The organism is Labilibaculum sp. (genome assembly GCF_041595635.1).
In the GTDB taxonomy this organism is placed as follows: Bacteria; Bacteroidota; Bacteroidia; order Bacteroidales; family Marinifilaceae; genus Labilibaculum.
Genome location: NZ_JBFHJW010000068.1, coordinates 1 through 20,874, shown reverse-complemented (window position 1 = coordinate 20,874; position 20,874 = coordinate 1). Strand labels below are relative to the sequence as shown.

Genomic DNA, 20,874 nt, shown 5'->3' with positions numbered 1-20,874 from the left:
GGATTGAAAGATTTTATTGCTGAGAAAAAAATAGAAGGTATCGAATTACTAATCGGTTATGATACTCCTTCAGGGAACATACCTATGGAATTGGTGAAAAGCGTGCATTTGCCTTTCTGGGTTACTTGGTTAGAAGTGTGGCGAAACGGGGAGGAGGCAGCAAAATCATATTTTCCCAATTCTTCCGCCGAGCATTTGCAATTTACCTGTGGGGGAAAAAATGCCATTGAAATGATTGCTACCCAAAAAAAGCTGTGGGAACATGCCGCTCACTTTCAAGCTGCTCATGCGGTAGTACATGCTGCTCATGTAGAACTCGAACATGCATTTACACGTGATTTTACATATAAAAGTAGCGAGGTGCTTAATTGTTTTGCTGAACTTCTGAACCGAACTGCACAGGAATTTGAGAATGGAGAACCTCCTATTACTGTGGCAATTGAAAATTTATGGTGGCCAGGACTCGATTTTCTGTTTCCGGCCGAAGTAGATGATTTTGCTTCACGTATTGAGTTTAGCAATTGGAATTTCATTTTAGATACCGGACATTTAATGAACACCAACATTAATTTGCGTTGTGAAGATGAAGCCATCGATTTTGTTTTGGATCGAATTTCTAGACTATCTAAAGATGCGCGGAATAAAATAAAAAGTCTGCATTTAAACCTGAGCCTATCGGGTGAGTATCAAAGCAAACAGGTGATGAAGGGCGTGCCTTTGGATTGGGATAGTATGAGTTTTAGTGAGAAATATAGTAGTGCAAGGACGCATGTCTTACAAATTGATCAGCATTTGCCTTTTCAAACAGCACGAGTAAAGGAGATTATTAACGAGCTTGCTCCTGATGTAGTAGTTCACGAATTCATTACAAAAAGTATGGAAGAATATTCCGAGAAATTAGATCAGCAATTAAATATTTTGAGATAGGAAAGTTTGCCTTATTGTACTTGTTTCTGGGATTTAGACCTTGTAAAAGCTTCTTGATATTAAGGATTGCTTTTTTAAAATTGCTTCTTTTCCCGAAATATTCCATAGCTTTGCAGAAAATAGGTTTCTCGCTTTTGAGAATTAAAATGGGAATCCGGTGTAATACCGGAGCTGTCCCCGCAGCTGTAAGCCTTCAATATGTATGTTATTGAACTCCGACAAAATAGCCACTAGATGATTGTGATATTATTTGGGAAGGCGTTGGAAAGGCAAAGCCAGAAGACCTGCCTAGTAAAATAACTGTTTCGTAACTTCGGGGAACTGAGTAACGAAGGTATAATTGTTGCAATTGTATTTTATCGTATACCATCCCCGCAATTTTTGTGGATGAAATGAAATTTGTAAAGCCTATCTATCAAAGCCTACTCCTTTTGCTCATGCTTGGGAGCTTTGCTTGTCAATCTGGTCAACAAAAAAAGAAAGAGTCAATTGCTGACTCTCCTCAGGATTTGGCCTTTTACTATCCTAGTCAGTTAAAATATGCCGATGGTTTCGAAATTAAAATTCTCGATAATGGTTTGAAACAGGTCATTGTTTGGGATCCTTGGAATTCGGGTGAAATATTTCAGAAGTATTATCTTAAAAATAGAGGAAGCAAAGTAGAAGGTGAAGTTCCAACCGATGGTTTATTGGTGGAAGTACCCATTAGAAGCATTGCTGCCCTTTCGAGTACACAAATAGGAATTCTTTCCTTCCTGGGAGTGCAGGATTGTATTGTGGCTGTTTCCTTACCCGATAGAATTTATAATGAGGAACTCAACAAAAAAGTTCAGGAGGGTCATATTCAAGGAGTAGGTCATTCGGAGAGTTTAAATTTTGAGAAAATTGTTGATATCAGTCCGGAATTGGTGATGGTGGCAGGCTTTATGAAAATCACCGAAAGGGAAACAAAACTGATGAACGCAGGTTTGCCGGTTGCTTATAATATAGAGTGGATGGAGTCATCACCATTGGCCAGAGCCGAGTGGGCGAAATTTATTGCTGCCTTTTTTAATAAGGAGGAGCGAGCTGATTTTCTTTTCCAGGAATTGGATCAGAAGTACAAGGATCTTAAATCTTTACTGCTAGAGGTGGAAAGTAAGCCGAATGTTATGGCGGGTTATAATTTTAAAGGAACCTGGTATATGCCGGGCGGACAGAGTTATTTGGCGCAGTTTCTGAGAGATGGCAAGGCGGATTATTTTTGGTTTTCGGATAGTACAAGTGGAAGTAAACCGCTAAGTTTCGAAGTGGTTTTCGATAAGCAAGGTGATTCGGATATCTGGTTTGGCCCCGGACAGGCTCGAAGTTTAGAGGATCTGAAAGCATTAGATGAGCGATACAGCCTATTTAAACCGTATAAAACAGGAAAAGTGTTCTGTTCTACTAAACGAATGAAGGATAGAGGAGCGAATGATTGGTTTGAATCCGGAGTGATGCAGCCCGATATCGTGTTTAAAGATGTGATTAAAATTCTACATCCAGAATTGTTACCTGATTATGAATTGTATTACTATCAACAATTGAAATAAGACTACTATGCTGTTGAAGAAAAGTGGAGGATTATTTTCGTTTCTATTTGGAATACTGTTGCTATTAATTGGTGGCGTGTTTTTACTCGATTTGATTTTTGGAAGCGTGAGCATTCCTTTTAAAAAGGTATTTGCTATTCTTTCGGGCAGCGATGTAAAGAATTCCTGGAATTATATTGTGCTGAACTTTCGTTTGCCCAAAGCTATTACCGCCATTTGTGTGGGAGCAGGGCTTTCGGTAAGTGGTTTAATGATGCAGACCCTTTTTCGAAACCCTTTGGCTGGTCCCTATGTTTTGGGAATTAGTTCGGGAGCGAGTTTGGGTGTTGCTTTAATAGTGATGGCCTCGGCGATTATGCCGGTCGCTTTTGGAGCAATTGCTTCCTTCCTGGGCAATTGGGCTTTGGTGGTTTCTGCTGTGGTGGGTGCTTCCCTGGTTTTTATGCTGGTGGCTCTTGCTTCCATTCGCATTAGCGATAGTGTTTCTTTACTGATTATTGGAATCATGTTTGGAAGCATAACAGGGGCAGTGGTTAATATCTTGCAATATTTTAGTGATCCAGAACAAATTCAGAGTTTTATTGTCTGGACTTTTGGAAGTTTGGCAGGGGTAAGCTGGACCGAAATGCGCGTAATGGCACCCATTGTTTTTTGTGGATTGTTCATCGCTTTTTTTCTGATAAAACCGCTAGATGCTCTTTTACTAGGCGAAAATTATGCCCGTGGTGTGGGAATATCGGTCAACCGAACTCGAATTGCAGTGATTATTAGTACCGCATTAATTGCGGGAACCTTAACCGCATTTACGGGTCCCATTGCTTTTGTGGGAGTTGCCGTGCCTCATATCGCACGTGCTATTTTTCGTACAGCAAGTCATCGGATACTCATGCCAGCGGTGGTTCTTATTGGTGCAGCAATCATGCTTTCCTGTGATATTATTTCACAGGTTCCAGGCAATCAAAATACCTTACCCATTAATTCGGTGACTGCTTTATTTGGCGGTCCGGTAGTAATTTGGGTAATCATGCGAAGTAGAAATGTGAAGGCTTCCTTTGCAGGCTAAGGGGGAAATTTATGAGCGATATAAAAAACACAGAGCAAGATATATTGGTGACAAAGGATCTTTCCATTGGATACAAGCAAGGGAAAAAGGATAGTTTGTGTTTGCTTTCGAATATCAACCTGAGGATTAAGCGGGGAGAAATGGTTTGTTTGTTGGGACCCAATGGAGCTGGAAAATCGACTTTGATGCGTACCATTGCCGGAATTCAAGTCCCTTTAGGTGGAAGGACCTTGGTGGAAGGTATTCCTATTCGCGATCGGAATTACAAAGAGATTGCTCAGCTACTGAGTATTGTTCTAACCGAAAGAATTGATGTAGGGAATTTAACGGTTTACCATATCGTTTCTTTGGGTCGTCATCCTTATACGTCGTGGATGGGGCGTTTGTCGGAAGAGGATAATGACAAGATAAAATGGGCTTTGGAGCAAGTTGGCCTGATGCATTATGCCAATCATTTCATCAATCAGCTGAGCGATGGAGAACGACAGCGGGTGATGATTGCAAAGGCTTTGGCTCAGGATACTCCACTTATTATGCTCGATGAACCAACGGCTCATTTGGATTTGCCCAATCGGGTTGAAATTATGCGTTTGTTGCACCGTTTGGCACGAGAAACCAATAAAGCTATCTTACTCTCTACTCACGAATTGGATTTGGCCCTTCAGGCTGCCGATGTAATTTGGCTGATGGCTTTGCACCAGGAAGTAAAAGTAGGTGCGCCGGAAGATTTGGTTTTGAATGGGAGTATCGAGGAGACTTTTCACAATAAATCTTTCAATTTCGATCGGAGAACAGGAAATTTTATCATGAATTACCAAAAGAAACAGACTATTCAGCTTTTGGGTAATGATGTAATGGGCTTTTGGACACAGAGAGCTTTATCTCGTGAAGGCTACCAGGTAACCTGCGAGGAAGAAGGCAATTGCTCGGTTCGCTTACTGGAAGATAGCATGGAATGGGAAGTTCACAAAAATGGAGGAGTTCTTCTCTGTAAAAGCATAGAGGAATTGCTGGTTTATCTTCGAACTTCTTTCCCTACAGATTAATTCTGCCTTCCCTGTTTTTTAGCTGAAATCATCGAAAGATTGGCTTTCTATTTTCTTGCTTATTGATGCCATTCAAGATATTATACCCAACATGTAAAATGGGTGGATTTTGTGAACTATTCTTATTGGTTTATCTTTTAAAATTTTCACACAAGAGGAAAGTATGGACTGATATTTCGTGTGGATTCTACTTTGATTTTCCCCTTGCAGATGTTGTTTTCTAATCATTACATCTTGATAGGTAGTGGTTTATGGTATTCTTTCTAAATAAGGATTTTTTGATTTCTGATTGGGTTTTTTTTATACATTTGCACTGCAATTGGTTCTCGAATATCTGTTTTTTCAGATGAGAGATGAAAAGGGAATTCGGTGAGAATCCGGAACTATTCCCGTAGCTGTAAGCTCAAAAAAAAGCTTTTTCACTGCTATGCCACTGTTCTGATATTTTAGGATGGGAAGGCGGAAAAAGTTGAGCAAGTCAGAAGACCTGCCAATGCAAACTTATAGTCACTGCTTTCGGGTAAAAGAGCAACGGACAAAAGAATGCAAAAGAATGGTGTAAGGAACCATATCTTAAAATGAAACTCTTCTTTTTTCTGCTCCCTGATGGTAATACATTAAACTAATTAATTATTACTGTATTTTTTATTATGAAAAAATTTATTGTATCGGCTTTAGTCTTGTGCTCACTTAGCACTGCTAGTTTGAAAGCTGAAGAAAATCCAAAAACTGCTAATGATACACTTGCAGTGAAACATCTGAATTTATCAGAAGTAGAAGTGAATGCATCCCGTGTGAATGCTAAAATGAAAGATCTGCCTCAAAAGGTGGATGTAATTTCGAAACGAGTGATTGAATCGACTTCGGCAGTGAATATGGCCGATCTTCTGAAAGGAAATAGTGCTGTTGATATTCTGCAATATCCGGGTATCAATGCTGGAATTGGAATTCGCGGTTTTGCGGCATCAACATCTAGTAAGTATACAGTTATTTTAATCAACGGAAAACCTGCAGGAACTCAAAATATTGCTAGTATCGATCTGGAGAATGTGGAGAGAGTCGAGATTTTGAAAGGACCTTTTTCTGCACAGTACGGTTCCGATGCCATGGGTGGTGTGGTGAATATCGTTACCAAAGAAAACAAAGGCGAGTTGGGCGGTTCGGTGAGCATGCAATATGGCAGCTTTCAAACTTCACGCGCGAATGTTAGCTTAGGGGGAGCTATCTCTGAAAAATTAAATTTTGATTTTTCCTATGCTTTCCACAATCAGGGCGAAGATTATCGTGTTGGTGATAATAACCTGTACGACGAGGATTATGCTGAAACAATATTAGACCCTACAACCTATGGCGAACGAATGGAGAATACCAAATTCGAGAAGCATAATGTGAACGGTCGCTTGGGAATTAATTTCTCTGAAAAATGGAATTTGAATCTAAACGGTTCCTATTTTAAGGGTAATGATGTGGAAACGCCTGGTTCTTTCTGGCATGTTTATGGAATGGATAACAAAGATCTAGAAAGATATACAACAGGTTTCGATCTTCAGGGAAAAGAGGGTGCTCATACCTTTACTTTATCGCCTTACTATTCACGTCAGAAAGAAAATAACTACGATGTGGATCAGGATTCTTATGGTGACACTGAGTATACTTATAAAAACTATGGTTTTCAATTGAGCGATGCCATTCAGTTGGATGATCATATTTTAGCTGTAGGAATTGATAACGATACAGAAGATTATGAGAGTTTGAATTATACTACAACAGGTAGTTTAGAATCTCCTTTCCAGCCAGATTATCAAAATATTGCTACTGGCGTTTATTCACAATTGCAATTGAACTTTTTTGACGGAAAATTGAATGCTTCTGTTGGGGCTCGTGGCGATCATGTGAAGTTTAAAATTGAAGAGAATGAGTTTTTGGGTAACGATGCCAGTGATGAAGATTACTGGGTTTTCACAAAGAATTTAGGCTTGAAATATGAGTTAGGTGCAGGTTTTTCTGCTCACTCAAGTTGGGGAGATGCTTTTTTAGCTCCTAGTGCTTTTCAGGTAGCAGGTCAATATACAACTGCTTATGGAACTACGGTTGGAAATCCTGACTTGGATCCTGAAAAATCGAATACCTGGGATGCAGGATTTGCTTTCCAAAATTTCAAAAAAGGAATCAACTTCGATATTACCTATTTCGATACACACCATAAAGATAAAATTGTAAGTTCCTACGATGAAGATTACAATACTTCCTATATAAACGCTGATAAAGCGGATATGAATGGTTTGGAAGTAGTTGCTTCCTACGATTTTGGAGCTAATTCGGATTACGATTACTCTCTTCGTGTTTATGTGAACTATACTCATCTTTTTGATGCAACTGTGGAAACAGAACAATACGATGGTAGTTACTTAAAATCTCAAATGAATTACGTGAGAGATAATAATGCTTCTTTTGGAGTTGAATTCGATAATTTAAAAGGTTTTTATACTCGTTTAAATGGTCGTTATATCGGACATCGTTACGAAGACAATTACATGTATTCTGCTGATTATTCTAATTGGCCAACGGTGAGTCGTGCAGCTATTACTTATAATGGCGAAGAGGTAAGAGCCGATCTAATTAATGAGGATGTATTGCGTCACCCAGTGTACTACGTGTTCGATTATAGTGCAAGTTATGCGTTCAACAAAAATTACAAAGTTGGCCTTACAGTTTCTAATCTTTTCGATGAGAATTACACAGAAAAAGATGGTTACAACATGCCGGGAAGAATGATTATGGCGAAAGTTGGCTATACATTTTAAGTGCTGATTGTTTACAATATAGAAGAGGATGTTCGAAGGTCGAACATCCTTTTTTTGTGCTGTGTGATTTGTGAGCGCATAAAAAAAACGGGTTGAATGTTCGATTCAGCCCGTTTTGTGTTTTTTAATTGTTTTGTCCTTAAAATCCTGTACCGAATTTACTCCAGTAGCTATTTTCCAGCTCTTTCCATCGAAGCATGGTAGCTCCTGTAAAATCGCGGGTAAATTTATTGAGCAAAACTTTCGCTTCTTGTTCTTTTCCTTCCTTCAGTAGCTCTTGAACTTTAGTTTCGATCACCTCGGCATCATCGAAGCCTTTTTGTTCGAAATAGGCTACTTCTTCCATCATTCCTTTGCGAGTTGTTTGCCATTGTAAAGTTGCTAATTTATTGGCTTTTCGATACTGCCAAATAGCGGCATCATCGCGGTAACGCTTTTGTCCGCAGTACTGAAAGTTCTCGGGTAATTGGCTTGTTCCTGAGTAAATTGGGATTCGTGGACTCTGTCCCGGATTATCGAAAGAGAACCAGGCGCGACCACCAATTTCATCGGGCAACCAATCTCTTAACTGAATAATATGCGAGTAGGAACACCAGGAAACAGCCACCGTTCTTTGGTATTCAACGGCTCCCTCTTTTAACGAATTGTAAAGTGCGCGATTGTCTTTGTTTGGCCAAGGATGCGCATTGGCTGCCATTAGCGTATCAACACCTATTTCTTCCTTATTTTCGTTCAGCTTTTTCTTAATGACTTTTAGATTTTGTGTCATGTCATATTTTGTACCTTCGTAGGTTTCTCGGTAGAGCGCAATTACGTCTCGTACAGAAACTTTCTGATCCGGTTGAACCGAAAAAGGCAATTCATCCGCTTCAAAATCTAAGTGCAGGGAAGGAGCAAGGGTATTCAGAATAAAAAATTCACGAATTTTAAAAGGCTTTTTAACCTTTCCGTAAGCTTTCCAAAATTTAAACTCTTCCTTACCATCCCAACGATTTAGTGCTTTTGCTACCGAAAACACATTATCGGAATACATAAAGTGGTCGCTGTCTTTTTTATCGATGATTCCGATTCTTGAAATATTAGCCGATACAGCAACATGATTATCAGGAATGCGTTGTGCAGCCCAAACGCCACCAATTTTATCGGGACCTTCGCCAAAAATCTCCAATTGCCAAACTTCTTTTTTATCGGCAATGGTGATGCATTCTCCCCAATCGCCATAGCCATATTCTTTAATAAGGCTACCAATTAATTTAATTGCATCGCGAGCCGTAGAACAGCGTGCCAGGGCAAGGTGTTCTAACTCTTCAATCAGAAACATTCCATTTTCGTTCACCAGTTCTTTGGGACCCACAATGGTTGTTTCGCCAATGGCCAATTGCTTTTCGTTTAAGCAAGGGTAAGCAGTGTTTAGGTAGGCAAAAGTTTCTTTTACTTGTGGAATCTGGCCAACTGCTTTTACATTTCGTTGATCCCAGGGAGTTTCTGTTTTTAATTTTCCCTTGTAAATCGTTAGGCTGGTGTCTTTATCAAACTTTTGAGCTTCTTCAACCTGCAGCCAGGTTCTGTATTTGCCATCGCAGGTATGACTGGTAATTACAGATCCATCGGTGGATGCTTTTTTGCCAACCATTATGCTGGTGCAGCTTTCGCCAAAGTAGGGATCGTTTACCTGATCGAAAACCGACTGAGCAACAGAGGCTTGAAAATTCAGACAAAATATTGCAAAGATTGCAATCAAAAAATTCTTCATGGAGTGGTTATTTTTAAGGTTAACTTTTAAAAATTCACTTTCGTGATTTTTACAAATGAGCCACAATATAGCTTATTTGAAGTGTTTTTTTGTTATTTAGGAACAATTTAGAGGGAGTCAAGTGATTTGGGGACCGATAATTCTAATAGAACGGATGAATTGATACCTTTGCCAAGGAATAATTCTAAAAGCGAAAATAGGGTGAGGTACTTTTTTCATATTGGTTACAAGGGTAGTAATTATAGAGGTTGGCAGCGTCAGAAAAATGTTGTGAGTGTTCAGGAGGTGATTGAAGATAAATTATCTAAATTATTAAAGGAAAAAGTAGTTTGTATTGGTTGTGGCAGAACGGATGCCGGTGTTCATTCTTCGCAATATTTTTTCCATATCAATTCCAATAAAATTTGGACCGATCGTCAGCTTTTTATTTTGAATAAAATGCTTCCTTCGGATATTTCGGTTTATGATGTATGTGAAGTGAAGGCCAACAATCATGCTCAGCACAGTGCTACTGCCCGAACCTATAATTACTTTATTCATACCCATAAAAATCCATTTTTAAGTAAGATTAGTTCATTTTATGATATTAAACCCAATGTTGATATGATGAGTGAGGCTGCATCTCTACTTTTAAAATATTCGGATTTTAGAGCTTTGTGTAAATCTCCAGACAATCACAACAATACACTTTGTGATATTTTTTCGATACAGTTTTTTACCGATGCTTCGAAAGAAAATTTCCGACTTCAGATTACAGCCAATCGATTTTTAAGAGGAATGATTCGAATTCTTGTTTATGAATTAATTGAGGTAGGAACAGGTAATAAGAGTGTTGATGAGTTTGAAGAGATGATTAAAAGTAAAATACCTCAACAATTTTTAAATATAGCCTATTCTCAAGGCTTGTATTTGTCTCAAATTCAATATCCTTTTTTGAAAACAGCCTCCTACGACGATTATTGTCCTCTTTTACATCTACATACTTGGATTCCTGTTGGTGTTAAGCAATTACAAGTTTTATGAGTGACTATATTTTTAATTAAGATTATAATTGTTCCGCATTTACTTGTTTTGTAATGAAATCGTTCTGTTACAAGCAAGGGAGAAACAAATATTTATTGTTTACATTTGTGGGCTAAAATTTACCCAGGAGTTAATTGTATTGATAATCTTTTGGAAAAAAAAGCGTTCTTATAACTAAGAATATGGGATTATATTGGAATAAAATGGCTAAAAAAAATCAAGGTTTTAAAAATATAAAAAGAACATCGAAGAAAGAAATTAGTAAAAAAAAGAGGATAAAAAAGACTTTCTTTCGTACTTATTTGTTTCGTTTACTAGGAATTGGTTTTCTATTATCCTTACTGGCTGTAGGCGTTCTTTTGGGAAGTGTTTATATTGGTTTGTGGGGAAAATTACCAGACTACTATACGCTTAGAACAATTAAAAATGCAAATGCCTCTGAAATTTACTCGGAAGATGGTGCCGTATTGGGACGTATTTATGCTGAAAATAGAACGAATGTAAATTTTAAGGATATCCCTATAGATGCTATAAATGCATTAATTGCTACTGAAGATGTTCGCTTTTATGAGCATCAAGGGGTGGATCAGCGTAGCTTGTTGCGTGTTCTTGTAAAATCATTGGTATTAGGAGACAGAAGTTCTGGAGGTGGAAGTACCTTAAGTCAGCAATTATCAAAAAACTTATATCCTCGTAAAGATTTTGGTATTTTTAGTATGCCAGTGAATAAGATGAAAGAAGCTATAACCGCTTCGCGACTCGAAAAAATTTATTCGAAAAAGGAGATTTTGCAACTCTATTTAAATACGGTTTCCTTTGGCGAAAATGTGTTTGGTATTGAGAGTGCATCCCGGCAATTTTTTAGTAAATCTGTTTCTCAACTTGAGACTCATGAATGTGCAGTACTTATCGGTATGCTTAAGGCTCCTACTTTTTACAATCCTAGATTGCATCCCGAGAGATCGAAGCAAAGGAGGAATGTTGTTTTGAGTCAAATGGCGAAATACAAATTCATATCGGAGCAACGAGTAAAGGAATTGCAGGATCTTTCCTTACGCATTAATTATCAAAAACAATCTAACCAAACAGGTTTGGCTCCTTACCTTCGTGAAAGGGTGCGAATTGAAGCCAATGCTATTCTTCAAAATTATCCCAAAGAGGATGGGAGTTATTATGATATTTATCGTGATGGCTTGCACATAGTGACTACACTTGATTCAAGAATACAAATGCATGCCGAACGAGCAGTGGCCGAACATATGAAAAATTTACAAGCTCTATTCAAGCAACATTGGGGCAATCAATCTCCTTGGGGGAATACGGATGAGGTAATTCAAGATGCTAAAGTAAAGTCGGAACGATATAAAAATCTAAAAGAAAAAGGAAAATCTGAAAAAGAAATTAATCTAATTTTCAGTAAAAAGGTGAACATGAAAATTTTCACTTGGAATGGAGACAAAGAGGTGGAAATGTCGCCGCTGGATTCTCTAAAATATTACGTACAACTTTTGAATACTGGTTTCCTGGCCATGGAACCTAATAGTGGAAAAATTAAAGCTTGGGTAGGTGGTATTGATTTTGCCCATTTTAAATACGATCATGTTAAAGCTAAACGTCAGGTAGGCTCTATTTTTAAACCCATTGTTTATGCTGCTGCATTGGAAGAGGGATTTTCTCCTTACGATTATTTTCCAAATGAACGCAAAGTTTACGAAGAATATGATAATTGGGCGCCACGCAATGCAGATGACCTTTACGAAGGTAGTTACAGTATGGAAGGAGCACTTGCCGAATCGGTAAATACCATTGCCGTTGATGTGCTTTTGGAGTCGGGAATAGGTAATTCCATTGTGATGGCCGAGGGAATGGGTATAGAAAGTTCTTTGCCCCAAGTTCCTTCATTGGCCTTGGGAACTGCGGATATTTCCCTGTATGAGATGATTCAGGTATATGCTACTTTAGCAAATAGGGGTGTACGTATTGATCCATACTATATCGCAAGAATTGAAGATAATAAGGGCCGTTTACTTGTAGATTTTTCTTCGTCTCGGGAAGAAAATCGCCTTGTGTTATCATCTGAAAATGCAGATATTATTAATCATATGCTCGAGGCAGTTGTGAACAATGGAACTGCAAAATCGCTTCGTTCGGTTTATGGTTTACGGGGAGAGTTGGCAGGAAAAACGGGAACAACACAATTGCAAGCAGATGGCTGGTATATTGGTTACAATTCAAAATTAGTGGCTGGCGCTTGGGTAGGCGCCGAAGATATGCGTATTCATTTTAACTCCTTAGCTCTCGGACAAGGTGCAAGTATGGCTTTACCAATTTATGGAAAATTCATGCACAAATTAGCAACAGACCGGAACTTTAATCAATACACAAATGCAAGGATTACCAAGCCTGATGAAGAAATTTTAGCAGAATTAAATATTCCTCACTATTTGCCTCCAGAGTCTAATTTCTTTGATAATTTGTTTGGGCTTAAAAATCAAGATGCTGATAAACTCATGAAACGCAAAGAAAGAAAAGAACGCAAGGAAAGGAGAGATTCAGAGAAAAAATCAATTTATCAGACCATAAAAAACATATTCAAACGTAAAAATTAGAAATGATTTCGAAGGTGTTTATCTGCTTCCTTTTTTAGTTCCAATTTGGCTTTATTGTTTTGATTGTTTAAGTTACGCAATGTTCTGCTAATAGAAGCATCGGAAAGTTTTTGTTCTAAGCGAAGCAAAAAATCAGCTAGCGATTTGTGATCGTGCCAGTTTCCGAGATTCGTTTCTGTAGTATTGACAATCTCCAAAGCTTGTTTCCTTCTCTCATCTTCACTGAGAACAAGTAGCAGATTTTCTAGCGTTTTAACTACTTTTAGTAATTTTCTGATCTCATGATGATATTCTTCCCCCTTCGAGGAGTTAAATAATTTGTTGACAATTTCCAATTCATCATGGATAATGCGATCACCTTTAAGCAGTAGTTCTGAATCCTCTATCTGTTCTAAGTCGGAATATAAAATAGCAACCCGCTTTTTGAATTTAGGAAGATTAAATTTGCTAAAATTAATGCTTACTTTTTTAGACTGATTTTTTATTTCTTCTTCCAAAAAAAGGGATATTTGTTCGGGAATAGAAATATTACTAGAAGCAAGCAAAGATTTAGACACTTGTAAAGCCCGAAGTTTGCCCGTGCTCCTAAATATACTTCTTAGCTGTTTAATTAATTTTGTGGCGAGTTTAGTTTGCAGATTGATTTCTTCAACTAGTAACAACAAGCTTCTCATGTTTTTAATGTCAACTCGTAATTTGTGGATGCTCTCCTCATTTAGATTTTTAGACAAGTTTAAGTTTGTCAGAAAAGAATCAAATCTTTCTTTATAAAAGGAGCTCAGGCGAGTATTTCCTTTTTTTGACTGCATATTTTTTGCTTCTGGTTGCATATTTTTTTCTTTTTATATACAATATACATAAAATCAGAAAATTACAAGCATGAGTTTAAGATAAAAACATGCATTTTATTTTAGGAGATAAATAGGGAATTGTCAAGTTATGTACCTTCGTTTCGAGTTTTACTATAAAATTTTTATTGATTTATTATTTGTTAGTAAGAGTTTATTTTATTGTTTAGGGACAGAACGAATGAATTGAATAGTACTTGTGAGGCTATATAAATCACTTATCTTTGTCATTCGTTTTTAAGATCAAAAAGGATTGAAAGAACGAATAGTATTTATTTTTTAATTAAAAAGTTATAATGAAACAATTGAGTAACGGATTACAAAACCGTTATCAGGTGTCTCGTTTCAAAAGGTGGGGTCGTAAAGGCTTTAGTGTGTTTCAAAGTTTAAAACACGAGGTGACCATTGGTTGTCTTGTGGCAACTTATTTAACTACTGCTACTTTTGAAAAAACAAGTGCTCAAGAGCAAACTATCTATGTTAACCAAGATCAGAAATTGGATGAGGTGGTTGTGAGTGCACTGAGAACACCTGTAACGTACTCCGAGCTTGCCCGGGTGGTGAGTGTGATGGAGAGAGAGGAAATTAATGCAGCTCCCGTTCAAAGTGTGCAGGATTTATTGGAGAATGCTTTAAATGTAGATGTACGACAAAGAGGAAACATGGGAGTGCAAGCCGATGTAAGCATTCGAGGTGGTAGCTTTGATCAAACCATGATTCTGCTCAATGGGGTGAATGTAACCGATCCTCAATCGGGTCACCTAAGCATGAATATTCCAGTTGATTTGGAAAGTATCGAACGGGTTGAAATTCTTCAAGGACCAGGAGCTAGAGTATTTGGTCCCAATGCATTTAGTGGAGCTATTAATTTTATTACAGGCACCCAAAATAAAAACAATATCAAATTGACTGCTACGACAGGAGAAAATGGATTTTATTCTCTTTCAGCAGCAGCAACCTATCTTACAGGGCCCCTAAAATCTTACCTTGCCCTAAGCCGAAAGGCTAGCGATGGTTATATCGATAATACCGATTTTAAAGCAACAAATCTTTTTTATCAGGGAAAACTTACTACTACGGAGGGTGATTTGGATCTTCAGTTAGGCTACAATACCAAAGGTTATGGTGCCAATAGTTTTTATACACCGGTTTATCCCAATCAGTATGAGGAAAATAAAACAACATTTGCCAGTTTACGATACAGCACTAAAGGAAAGGTGAAATTTACACCTGTAGTTTACTGGCGTCGTCTTCAGGATCATTTTGAACTCTTTCGTAGCGATCCTCCTTCTTGGTATGAAACCGATAATTACCATTTAACAGATGTTTACGGCACCAATTTAAATGCCAGCTATAATTGGGCGTTGGGTAAAAGTGCTACAGGAGTAGAATTTCGATCAGAAAATATTTGGAGTAATGTATTGGGTGAGGATTTGGATGAGCCTATTGCTGTGCCAGGAGAGTCGGGAGTCTACTATACCAAGAGCTATAGCCGTACAAATATGAGCTATTTTTTAGAGCACAATGTTTATTTAGATCGATTAACCATTTCGGCTGGTGTAATGGCCAATTGGAATTCTGATTTGGGACGAGGATACAATTTGTATCCGGGTGTAGATTTGAGTTATCGCTTAAAAGGAGATCTGAAATGGTATGCCTCTCTGAATCACTCTTTGCGCATGCCTACTTTTACAGATCTTTTCTACGAGGGAACTACAAATATAGGGAATAGCGATTTGGATCCTGAAGAAGCGACTACTTATGAGACAGGTTTAAAATATGACAGACCATCCTTTCGAGCCCATGCATCTGTTTTTTATCGTCATGGTGTTAATATAATCGATTGGGTAAAAGAGAATGCTGATGATAAATGGCAAAGTCAGAATTTAACCGAAGTGAATACATTCGGAATTGAGTTTTCCACACAATGGGATCCGCGATTTAATTTCGGTAAAGATTTTCCGGTAAAAAGTTTAAAAGTAAGTTATGGCTATTTGAGTCTTGATAAATCTTCCGATGATTACATCTCACTTTACGTTCTCGATAATTTAAAACACAAACTGAGCATTGTTACCGATCATGCAATTTGGAATGATTTGAGTGCTTCTTGGACGGTGTCTTATCAGGATCGTGATGGTGGATATGTATACTACGATACCGAGAATAGCGAATATGGTGAGGAAACCTCCTATGAACCATTTTGGCTTGTTGATGGTCGTATTTACTATGAAAAACCAAAATATACTTTATATGCTGAGGTTTCGAATATTTTGGATAAAGAATATTATGATTATGGAAACATTACCCAGCCTGGCAGATGGCTGAGAGTGGGTGTGAAAGTGAATCTAGATTTGTAAAGTATTCTTTAATTGATGAAAAATATCCTGTCACCGTGTGTGTGACAGGATATTTTTTTTGCGTGGCTTTTTAATTTTAGGTTATAAATGCAGGAATCCCATTATATTTAGCAAATAGATGAACAAATAGGCCAAGGAAAAGGAAATTAGTGGAGCGATGATCCACATTACAAAAAAACGATCGACCTCGGTTTTTCGGAAGATGTTTCGAAAGCCCAATTTGGCGACTCCTATGCCAATAATTGCTGCTACATTGAGTTGTACTAATGAGGTAGGAATTCCTTTTATTAACGAGGCACAAAGCAGTAAGCTTGCAGAAATAAAAGCGATAATTACGGCTTCAATTCTTCCAAAAAGCACAATTTCTTTTCCCGTATTTTGCACAATTTTATCGCCAAAAATAGAGCTGCCAATGGCAAAACTTGGAGCTACAATCAGAGTTGCCAATATCATCACCTGAAGGTAATTGTTGGGCGAAATATTCAGTTCGTTGCAAGCCATGGAAGATAGCGGACCAGCAGCATTGGCAACGTTGTTGGTGCCAATAGAGAAGGCTACATATAAGGACATGATGATGATGAGTCCTTTGAGCAGATAACTGTCGTTTATTTGTTTTGAAATGGTGTATCCTCGCTTCCGGATGGGTTTGTAAATGTATTTTCCGATGAGAAAAGAGAGTACAAAAGCCAAAATGGGCATGATGAACCAGGTAGGGAGTATTTCGAAAAAAAGTTTATCGGTATTGAGCGATTTGAGGTAAAGTGCGGGTGCTGTTACCGCTAAAACGGTAGACTGACTGGTGGATTGAGGTATGCCGAATAAATTGGCTATAAGAAGCGATATGGCTACAGCAAGTAGAATGGCAGAAACCACCGAAAAGCTCATTAGTTGAGAATCGAGTAAACCTTTTCCGATGGTTTTGGCTGTTTCTTTTCCGCCAACAATGGCACCTATAAATACCATTAAGCCGAACAAGCCAGGAATAACACTTTTTTTCAGGACATTAGAGCCGTAAGCTGCGGAAAAAGCTGGTGCGGTTCCACTTCCACCCATATTAATAGATAGAAGAATAGCAATAACAAAGGGAATTAAAAATGGAATAAGCATAATTGAAGGGTTTTGATTAGTTTTCTCCAAAAATATTCCATCTTTCCTCAAATGAGTAGCGCACAAAAGCGTAATTTCCACTAGGTGTTTGTGCGTATGCGATCTGCTTTGCAGAGTCAAATAATGAAATTTGATTTTAATTTCTGCTGTTTTTACAATTCGAAGATATGCTGCTTAATGGCATAAATGACCAAAGCAGCCGTATTTTTCGATTCTGTTTTTAGCAGAATATTTTCACGGTGCTTATCTACGGTTCGCTTGCTGATAAAAAGAAGATCGGCAATTTCCTGATTTGAATATCCCTTGCAGATATTGTAGAGAACCTCTATTTCTCGTTGGGTGAGATCGAGTTTCAGCTTGTGATTGCTTTTCTGATTCAGATTGCGAACGATGCTTTCCAGGATTTCGGGAGAGAAATAGTTGCGTCCTGCCTGCACATCAGAGATGGCTCGCTGCACCTCCTCGAAATGCGAATTTTTAAGCAGAAAGGCCTTGGCTCCGGCATCAATCATTTCCGAATAGTAATTCTCGTTGGCATGCATCGAGAGGGCGATGATTTTTGTGTCGGGATAGGTCTTCAGAACCTCACGGGTGGCTTCTATGCCATTCATTTCGGGCATTTCAATGTCCATTAGAATGATGTCGGCTTGCCAGTTGCGGAGTAGTTCTAGTAATTTTATTCCATTACTGGCTTCCTTTATTTCGGGTTGATTCGCTTGATTATGGAGTAGAAAACACAATCCTTCACGAAATAGATCGTGATCGTCAACCAGAGCAATTTTTAGCGCTTTTGTCATGAGATGGGAATTTCGATTTTGAAAAATACGCCTTGATTTTTTTTGCTGGTGATTTCTATATTTCCATCCAGCGATTTGATTCTGGAACGGATATTCGACAGTCCCATTCCCTGACTGCTGCTGATGGCGGGAGCAAAGCCGATGCCATTATCGCCATACATCAGTTGTAGTTTTTGGGGATGCAGCACCAGCGATAGGTCGATGGCTGAGGCCGAAGCATGCTTGATGCTGTTGTTGATCAGTTCGCCGATGATTCGATACAGAATCAATTCCACATTGTAGTCGAAGCGTTTCTTATGGAGCTGAATGTTCATTTGTACCTGGTAGCGATCGGTAATGTGCAGTTCCTGGAAAAAGGTTTTAATGGCTTTCTCGAGGCCGTAGCGTTCCAAAATGTGCGGACTCAATTTGTTGGAGATCTCTTTGATGGTGAGGATGGCCTGATCGATGGCCTGATCGGTTTTACCCACAATTTTCTGATGCTCCTGATTCTTTACAGAAGCAAAAAGGGCCGAATTGCACATTTTTATGCTCGAAAGCACGGGACCTAAACCGTCGTGTAGTTCTTTAGCAAAGCGCTGGCGTTCCTTTTCTTCGGTTTTTATCACAGCAGTGAGAACTCTCGCTTCATTGTTTTTTCTTTCCCTATCGATTTCGTTTTGCAGCTGAAAAATCCGCCGGATGTAGAAGGCTCCAAAGAACATAAGTAGGGAAATCGCTACAGCCATCCAGTGGGAAATGAGCATTGCTTCCTTGTCGGGATTTGATGCATAAAGTTCAAGTAAGTCTACAAATCGGCGCAAAGCCATGAGTAAAAAACCGATGGATATCATGATCCAGGAGACATTGAAACGCGTCTTCGGAATTAGGCCAATGGTAATGAAGAAGGCCCCGAATTGCAGCAAAACGGATAGGATGAGTGCAATCTGTAGTATCATAACACAAGAGTATAAATTCTGCCTTTGAAAAGGCTACGTCTAAAGTCGTATTTTTGGTCAGCGGGCCTGCTTTTTGCTTGCGATTCACCCGATGCTCTTACGAAGTTAGGAATTTCATTCTGATTCAAAAGGGAAGTTCCTTTATTTCAGTTTCGAAGAATTTATTGGCTTGCCTGGACCGATGGCAGGCTCTCTTTTGATTTGTGTCGGTTTCCGCAAAATGGGGGAAACCGACACAGTAGGGGGGAACTGAATCATTCCAAAGTCAGTGTGGAGTCTGTTTGCCGACTCCTTCACTCAGGAATTTTCTTAGTCTGCAGGACACGAATTGTAAGCTTCTCCGTGATATCCTGTTAAAGTACCCCAGGAGGTCATGGAAGAGGTAAAACCTTCGGGACGGATTTGCTCGACTATCTGTTTGGTGTAAGGCATTTGCAGGTGCTTGATCCGAACGTAGTGATCGTAAACCCTTTCGAAAATAGGTTGATAGTTTCCGCGACTCTTCTCTGAGATTACCTCCTTAAATTTTCCATACATATTATAGTATTCAACATCTTCACCCAAATTGTATTTTGCAAAATACTCAAAGCCATGCAAAAGCCGGTTGTCGAGGTAGGAATACAAATCAATGCCCTGTTTCCAGGCTATCTCAGATATTGCTGCCAGGTATCCCAGTCCCATTTGGCTATGTCCCTGATCTCTTCCGCTTTCCTGACACTGACCGGTTTTGGCATCGATATAGCCCGAAAAGGTAGAGTAGGGTTGCACATTGGTGCCCATTACATGCGCAATGGCATTGTTGAACAGTTCTACGTCATCGCAAAAAACGGCGATTGCCAGCACCGAATTTACCATGGAAAGTCCCCAGTTTCCGTTGGAGTTCATACTATTGGTGTAGTAGTTGCTGATTAGGGGATAGTAGACCTTGAGCAGCATATCTTTGAACTGATCGACTTCTTTCCCGGGCCAGTTGTTATAGGTATGAAGAATGATTTCTGCGGCATTACAATATTTTTGAGCGATCATGCCGGCTACCAAATTATCATCCTTGCCGGTAATGGTTTTTAGGGTGCGACTCCATGCATTCAGTATCTCGATTGTTTTTTCAGCATGTGCCTTGTTGCCCGTAACAACCCATTGCAAAGCATGGCAATAGGCAGCTTCCCCATCCTTGCCAATTTCCGGATCGCCAAGCCGATTGGCTCCATAGCTGTCGCGATGCACATGTTCGAAAGGGGTTGGAGTCCAGTTCAGGGGCGATCCTTCCCAATCGAGCATCTTCTGATAGGCACTGGCCCAGGGCTCATCGCCATTGTTCACATGCGCCTTTATGGAAGCAAGATCCTCTGCATTGTGCATGATGCCAGGATGACTGATTTTTTGAATCAAATAGTTCTCCTGATTCACAGCAGGTTCCTTTACCTGAGCATAGCTGTAAAAACTCATCAGGAGTAGGGTGAAAATAAAAACAAAGGACTTCTTTTGCGTCATAATTTAAGATTTAAGTAAAGATTTACAGGTATTATCGATGATTGGTGATTTTTAAAAAGGCATCTGTTTTGACTTAAAAAACAGATGTTAACTTTCAGATATCGGGCTTGAGCCGATCCAAAGGAGAAGAGAACCTCCCCTGAGCGAGGCCCTTTGTATTCCGCTTTAGGCTTTCCGTTTTTGCTCCAATAGCTTCACCATGCCCAAAACGAATTTGTTGGCTGGTGTGGGAATGCCAAGTTCCTGTCCGAAACGAACAACTGTTCCGTTTTGGTAATCGATCTCGGATGCTTTGCCGCTATGTACGTCTTTCGATAGGGAAGACATAGATTCTGGAGGATAGGAATCGATGATGGACATGGATTTCTCTACAATATTCTCGGGCAGCTTGATATTTTTGGCTTTGGCAACCTGACTTACTTCTGTTAGTATATCAACCAGTATGCTTCTCGATTCGGGTGTTTTCCGAATCAGGCCATAGCCCTGATTGGCAATGGTTCCCACGCCGCTAAGGCAGATGAGGATGAATTTTTGCCAGAT

Annotated in this window: 15 protein-coding genes and 2 riboswitches; of the genes, 8 read left to right on the top strand and 7 right to left on the bottom strand. The window is 39.0% G+C overall.

What is annotated here, in order from left to right:
- The 5 genes from ABYT26_RS15155 to ABYT26_RS15135 form a co-directional block, all read left to right on the top strand.
- On the top strand, window positions 1–927 hold a 927-nt coding region (locus ABYT26_RS15155), incomplete at its 5' end, for a TIM barrel protein (protein WP_372755399.1).
- Between the two features lie 104 nt (window positions 928–1,031).
- Window positions 1,032–1,234: riboswitch (cobalamin riboswitch) on the top strand.
- Between the two features lie 85 nt (window positions 1,235–1,319).
- Window positions 1,320–2,498, top strand: coding sequence for an ABC transporter substrate-binding protein (locus ABYT26_RS15150; protein WP_372755397.1), 1,179 nt, complete (start codon window positions 1,320–1,322; stop codon window positions 2,496–2,498).
- A 7-nt stretch (window positions 2,499–2,505) separates the two neighbouring features.
- Window positions 2,506–3,561, top strand: a complete 1,056-nt coding sequence (locus ABYT26_RS15145) for an iron chelate uptake ABC transporter family permease subunit (RefSeq protein WP_372755395.1) — start codon at window positions 2,506–2,508, stop codon at window positions 3,559–3,561.
- An 11-nt stretch (window positions 3,562–3,572) separates the two neighbouring features.
- On the top strand, window positions 3,573–4,607 hold the full coding sequence (locus tag ABYT26_RS15140) for an ABC transporter ATP-binding protein (protein ID WP_372755393.1): 1,035 nt from the start codon (window positions 3,573–3,575) through the stop codon (window positions 4,605–4,607).
- 303 nt (window positions 4,608–4,910) lie between these two features.
- Window positions 4,911–5,117, top strand: a riboswitch (cobalamin riboswitch).
- A 140-nt stretch (window positions 5,118–5,257) separates the two neighbouring features.
- The gene (locus ABYT26_RS15135; RefSeq protein ID WP_372755391.1) at window positions 5,258–7,411 is read left to right on the top strand and encodes a TonB-dependent receptor; all 2,154 of its coding nucleotides are present in this window, start codon (window positions 5,258–5,260) and stop codon (window positions 7,409–7,411) included.
- A gap of 139 nt (window positions 7,412–7,550) precedes the next feature.
- Here the strand turns inward: ABYT26_RS15135 and ABYT26_RS15130 are convergent, their stop codons facing one another.
- The gene (locus ABYT26_RS15130; protein WP_372755389.1) at window positions 7,551–9,164 is read right to left on the bottom strand and encodes a dipeptidase; all 1,614 of its coding nucleotides are present in this window, start codon (window positions 9,162–9,164) and stop codon (window positions 7,551–7,553) included.
- Window positions 9,165–9,365: 201 nt separating this feature from the next.
- Here ABYT26_RS15130 and truA point away from each other — a divergent pair, with 201 nt between their 5' ends.
- Both truA and ABYT26_RS15120 read left to right on the top strand, forming a co-directional pair.
- Window positions 9,366–10,187, top strand: coding sequence for a tRNA pseudouridine(38-40) synthase TruA (gene truA / locus ABYT26_RS15125; RefSeq protein ID WP_372755387.1), 822 nt, complete (start codon window positions 9,366–9,368; stop codon window positions 10,185–10,187).
- Window positions 10,188–10,390: 203 nt separating this feature from the next.
- On the top strand, window positions 10,391–12,796 hold the full coding sequence (locus ABYT26_RS15120) for a penicillin-binding protein 1A (RefSeq protein ID WP_372755385.1): 2,406 nt from the start codon (window positions 10,391–10,393) through the stop codon (window positions 12,794–12,796).
- On the opposite strand, the gene ABYT26_RS15115 is transcribed toward ABYT26_RS15120, so the two are convergent.
- Window positions 12,793–13,626, bottom strand: a complete 834-nt coding sequence (locus tag ABYT26_RS15115) for a CHAD domain-containing protein (protein WP_372755383.1) — start codon at window positions 13,624–13,626, stop codon at window positions 12,793–12,795. The genes ABYT26_RS15120 and ABYT26_RS15115 overlap by 4 nt on opposite strands.
- A 314-nt stretch (window positions 13,627–13,940) precedes the next feature.
- Here ABYT26_RS15115 and ABYT26_RS15110 point away from each other — a divergent pair, with 314 nt between their 5' ends.
- Window positions 13,941–16,001 carry a TonB-dependent receptor gene (locus ABYT26_RS15110; RefSeq protein ID WP_372755381.1) on the top strand — a complete coding sequence of 687 codons (2,061 nt, stop codon included), beginning with the start codon at window positions 13,941–13,943 and terminating at the stop codon, window positions 15,999–16,001.
- A gap of 81 nt (window positions 16,002–16,082) precedes the next feature.
- On the opposite strand, the gene ABYT26_RS15105 is transcribed toward ABYT26_RS15110, so the two are convergent.
- From ABYT26_RS15105 to ABYT26_RS15085, 5 genes are all read right to left on the bottom strand, one after another.
- The gene (locus tag ABYT26_RS15105; RefSeq protein WP_372755379.1) at window positions 16,083–17,108 is read right to left on the bottom strand and encodes an anion permease; all 1,026 of its coding nucleotides are present in this window, start codon (window positions 17,106–17,108) and stop codon (window positions 16,083–16,085) included.
- Window positions 17,109–17,260: 152 nt separating this feature from the next.
- Window positions 17,261–17,905: a response regulator gene (locus ABYT26_RS15100; protein WP_372755377.1), complete on the bottom strand. Its 645-nt coding sequence runs from the start codon at window positions 17,903–17,905 to the stop codon at window positions 17,261–17,263.
- Window positions 17,902–18,843, bottom strand: coding sequence for a sensor histidine kinase (locus tag ABYT26_RS15095; RefSeq protein WP_372755375.1), 942 nt, complete (start codon window positions 18,841–18,843; stop codon window positions 17,902–17,904). Before ABYT26_RS15095 ends, ABYT26_RS15100 begins: the two co-directional genes overlap by 4 nt.
- Window positions 18,844–19,152: 309 nt before the next feature.
- Entirely contained in the window at window positions 19,153–20,334 is a 1,182-nt protein-coding gene (locus ABYT26_RS15090) for an alginate lyase family protein (protein ID WP_372755373.1), read from the bottom strand.
- A 165-nt stretch (window positions 20,335–20,499) separates the two neighbouring features.
- Window positions 20,500–20,874 (bottom strand): ketopantoate reductase family protein (locus ABYT26_RS15085; RefSeq protein WP_372755371.1); only part of this gene is annotated, 375 nt, incomplete at its 5' end.

What these genes read in the sequence shown, in the direction of transcription:
- ABYT26_RS15130 (WP_372755389.1), bottom strand. Translation starts at nt 9,164, where the DNA reads ATGAAGAATTTTTTGATTGCAATCTTTGCAATATTTTGTCTGAATTTT.
- ABYT26_RS15090 (WP_372755373.1), bottom strand. Translation starts at nt 20,334, where the DNA reads ATGACGCAAAAGAAGTCCTTTGTTTTTATTTTCACCCTACTCCTGATG.
- ABYT26_RS15140 (WP_372755393.1), top strand. Translation starts at nt 3,573, where the DNA reads ATGAGCGATATAAAAAACACAGAGCAAGATATATTGGTGACAAAGGAT.
- ABYT26_RS15150 (WP_372755397.1), top strand. Translation starts at nt 1,320, where the DNA reads ATGAAATTTGTAAAGCCTATCTATCAAAGCCTACTCCTTTTGCTCATG.
- ABYT26_RS15105 (WP_372755379.1), bottom strand. Translation starts at nt 17,108, where the DNA reads ATGCTTATTCCATTTTTAATTCCCTTTGTTATTGCTATTCTTCTATCT.
- ABYT26_RS15100 (WP_372755377.1), bottom strand. Translation starts at nt 17,905, where the DNA reads ATGACAAAAGCGCTAAAAATTGCTCTGGTTGACGATCACGATCTATTT.
- ABYT26_RS15120 (WP_372755385.1), top strand. Translation starts at nt 10,391, where the DNA reads ATGGCTAAAAAAAATCAAGGTTTTAAAAATATAAAAAGAACATCGAAG.
- ABYT26_RS15115 (WP_372755383.1), bottom strand. Translation starts at nt 13,626, where the DNA reads ATGCAACCAGAAGCAAAAAATATGCAGTCAAAAAAAGGAAATACTCGC.
- ABYT26_RS15135 (WP_372755391.1), top strand. Translation starts at nt 5,258, where the DNA reads ATGAAAAAATTTATTGTATCGGCTTTAGTCTTGTGCTCACTTAGCACT.
- ABYT26_RS15145 (WP_372755395.1), top strand. Translation starts at nt 2,506, where the DNA reads ATGCTGTTGAAGAAAAGTGGAGGATTATTTTCGTTTCTATTTGGAATA.
- ABYT26_RS15110 (WP_372755381.1), top strand. Translation starts at nt 13,941, where the DNA reads ATGAAACAATTGAGTAACGGATTACAAAACCGTTATCAGGTGTCTCGT.
- ABYT26_RS15095 (WP_372755375.1), bottom strand. Translation starts at nt 18,843, where the DNA reads ATGATACTACAGATTGCACTCATCCTATCCGTTTTGCTGCAATTCGGG.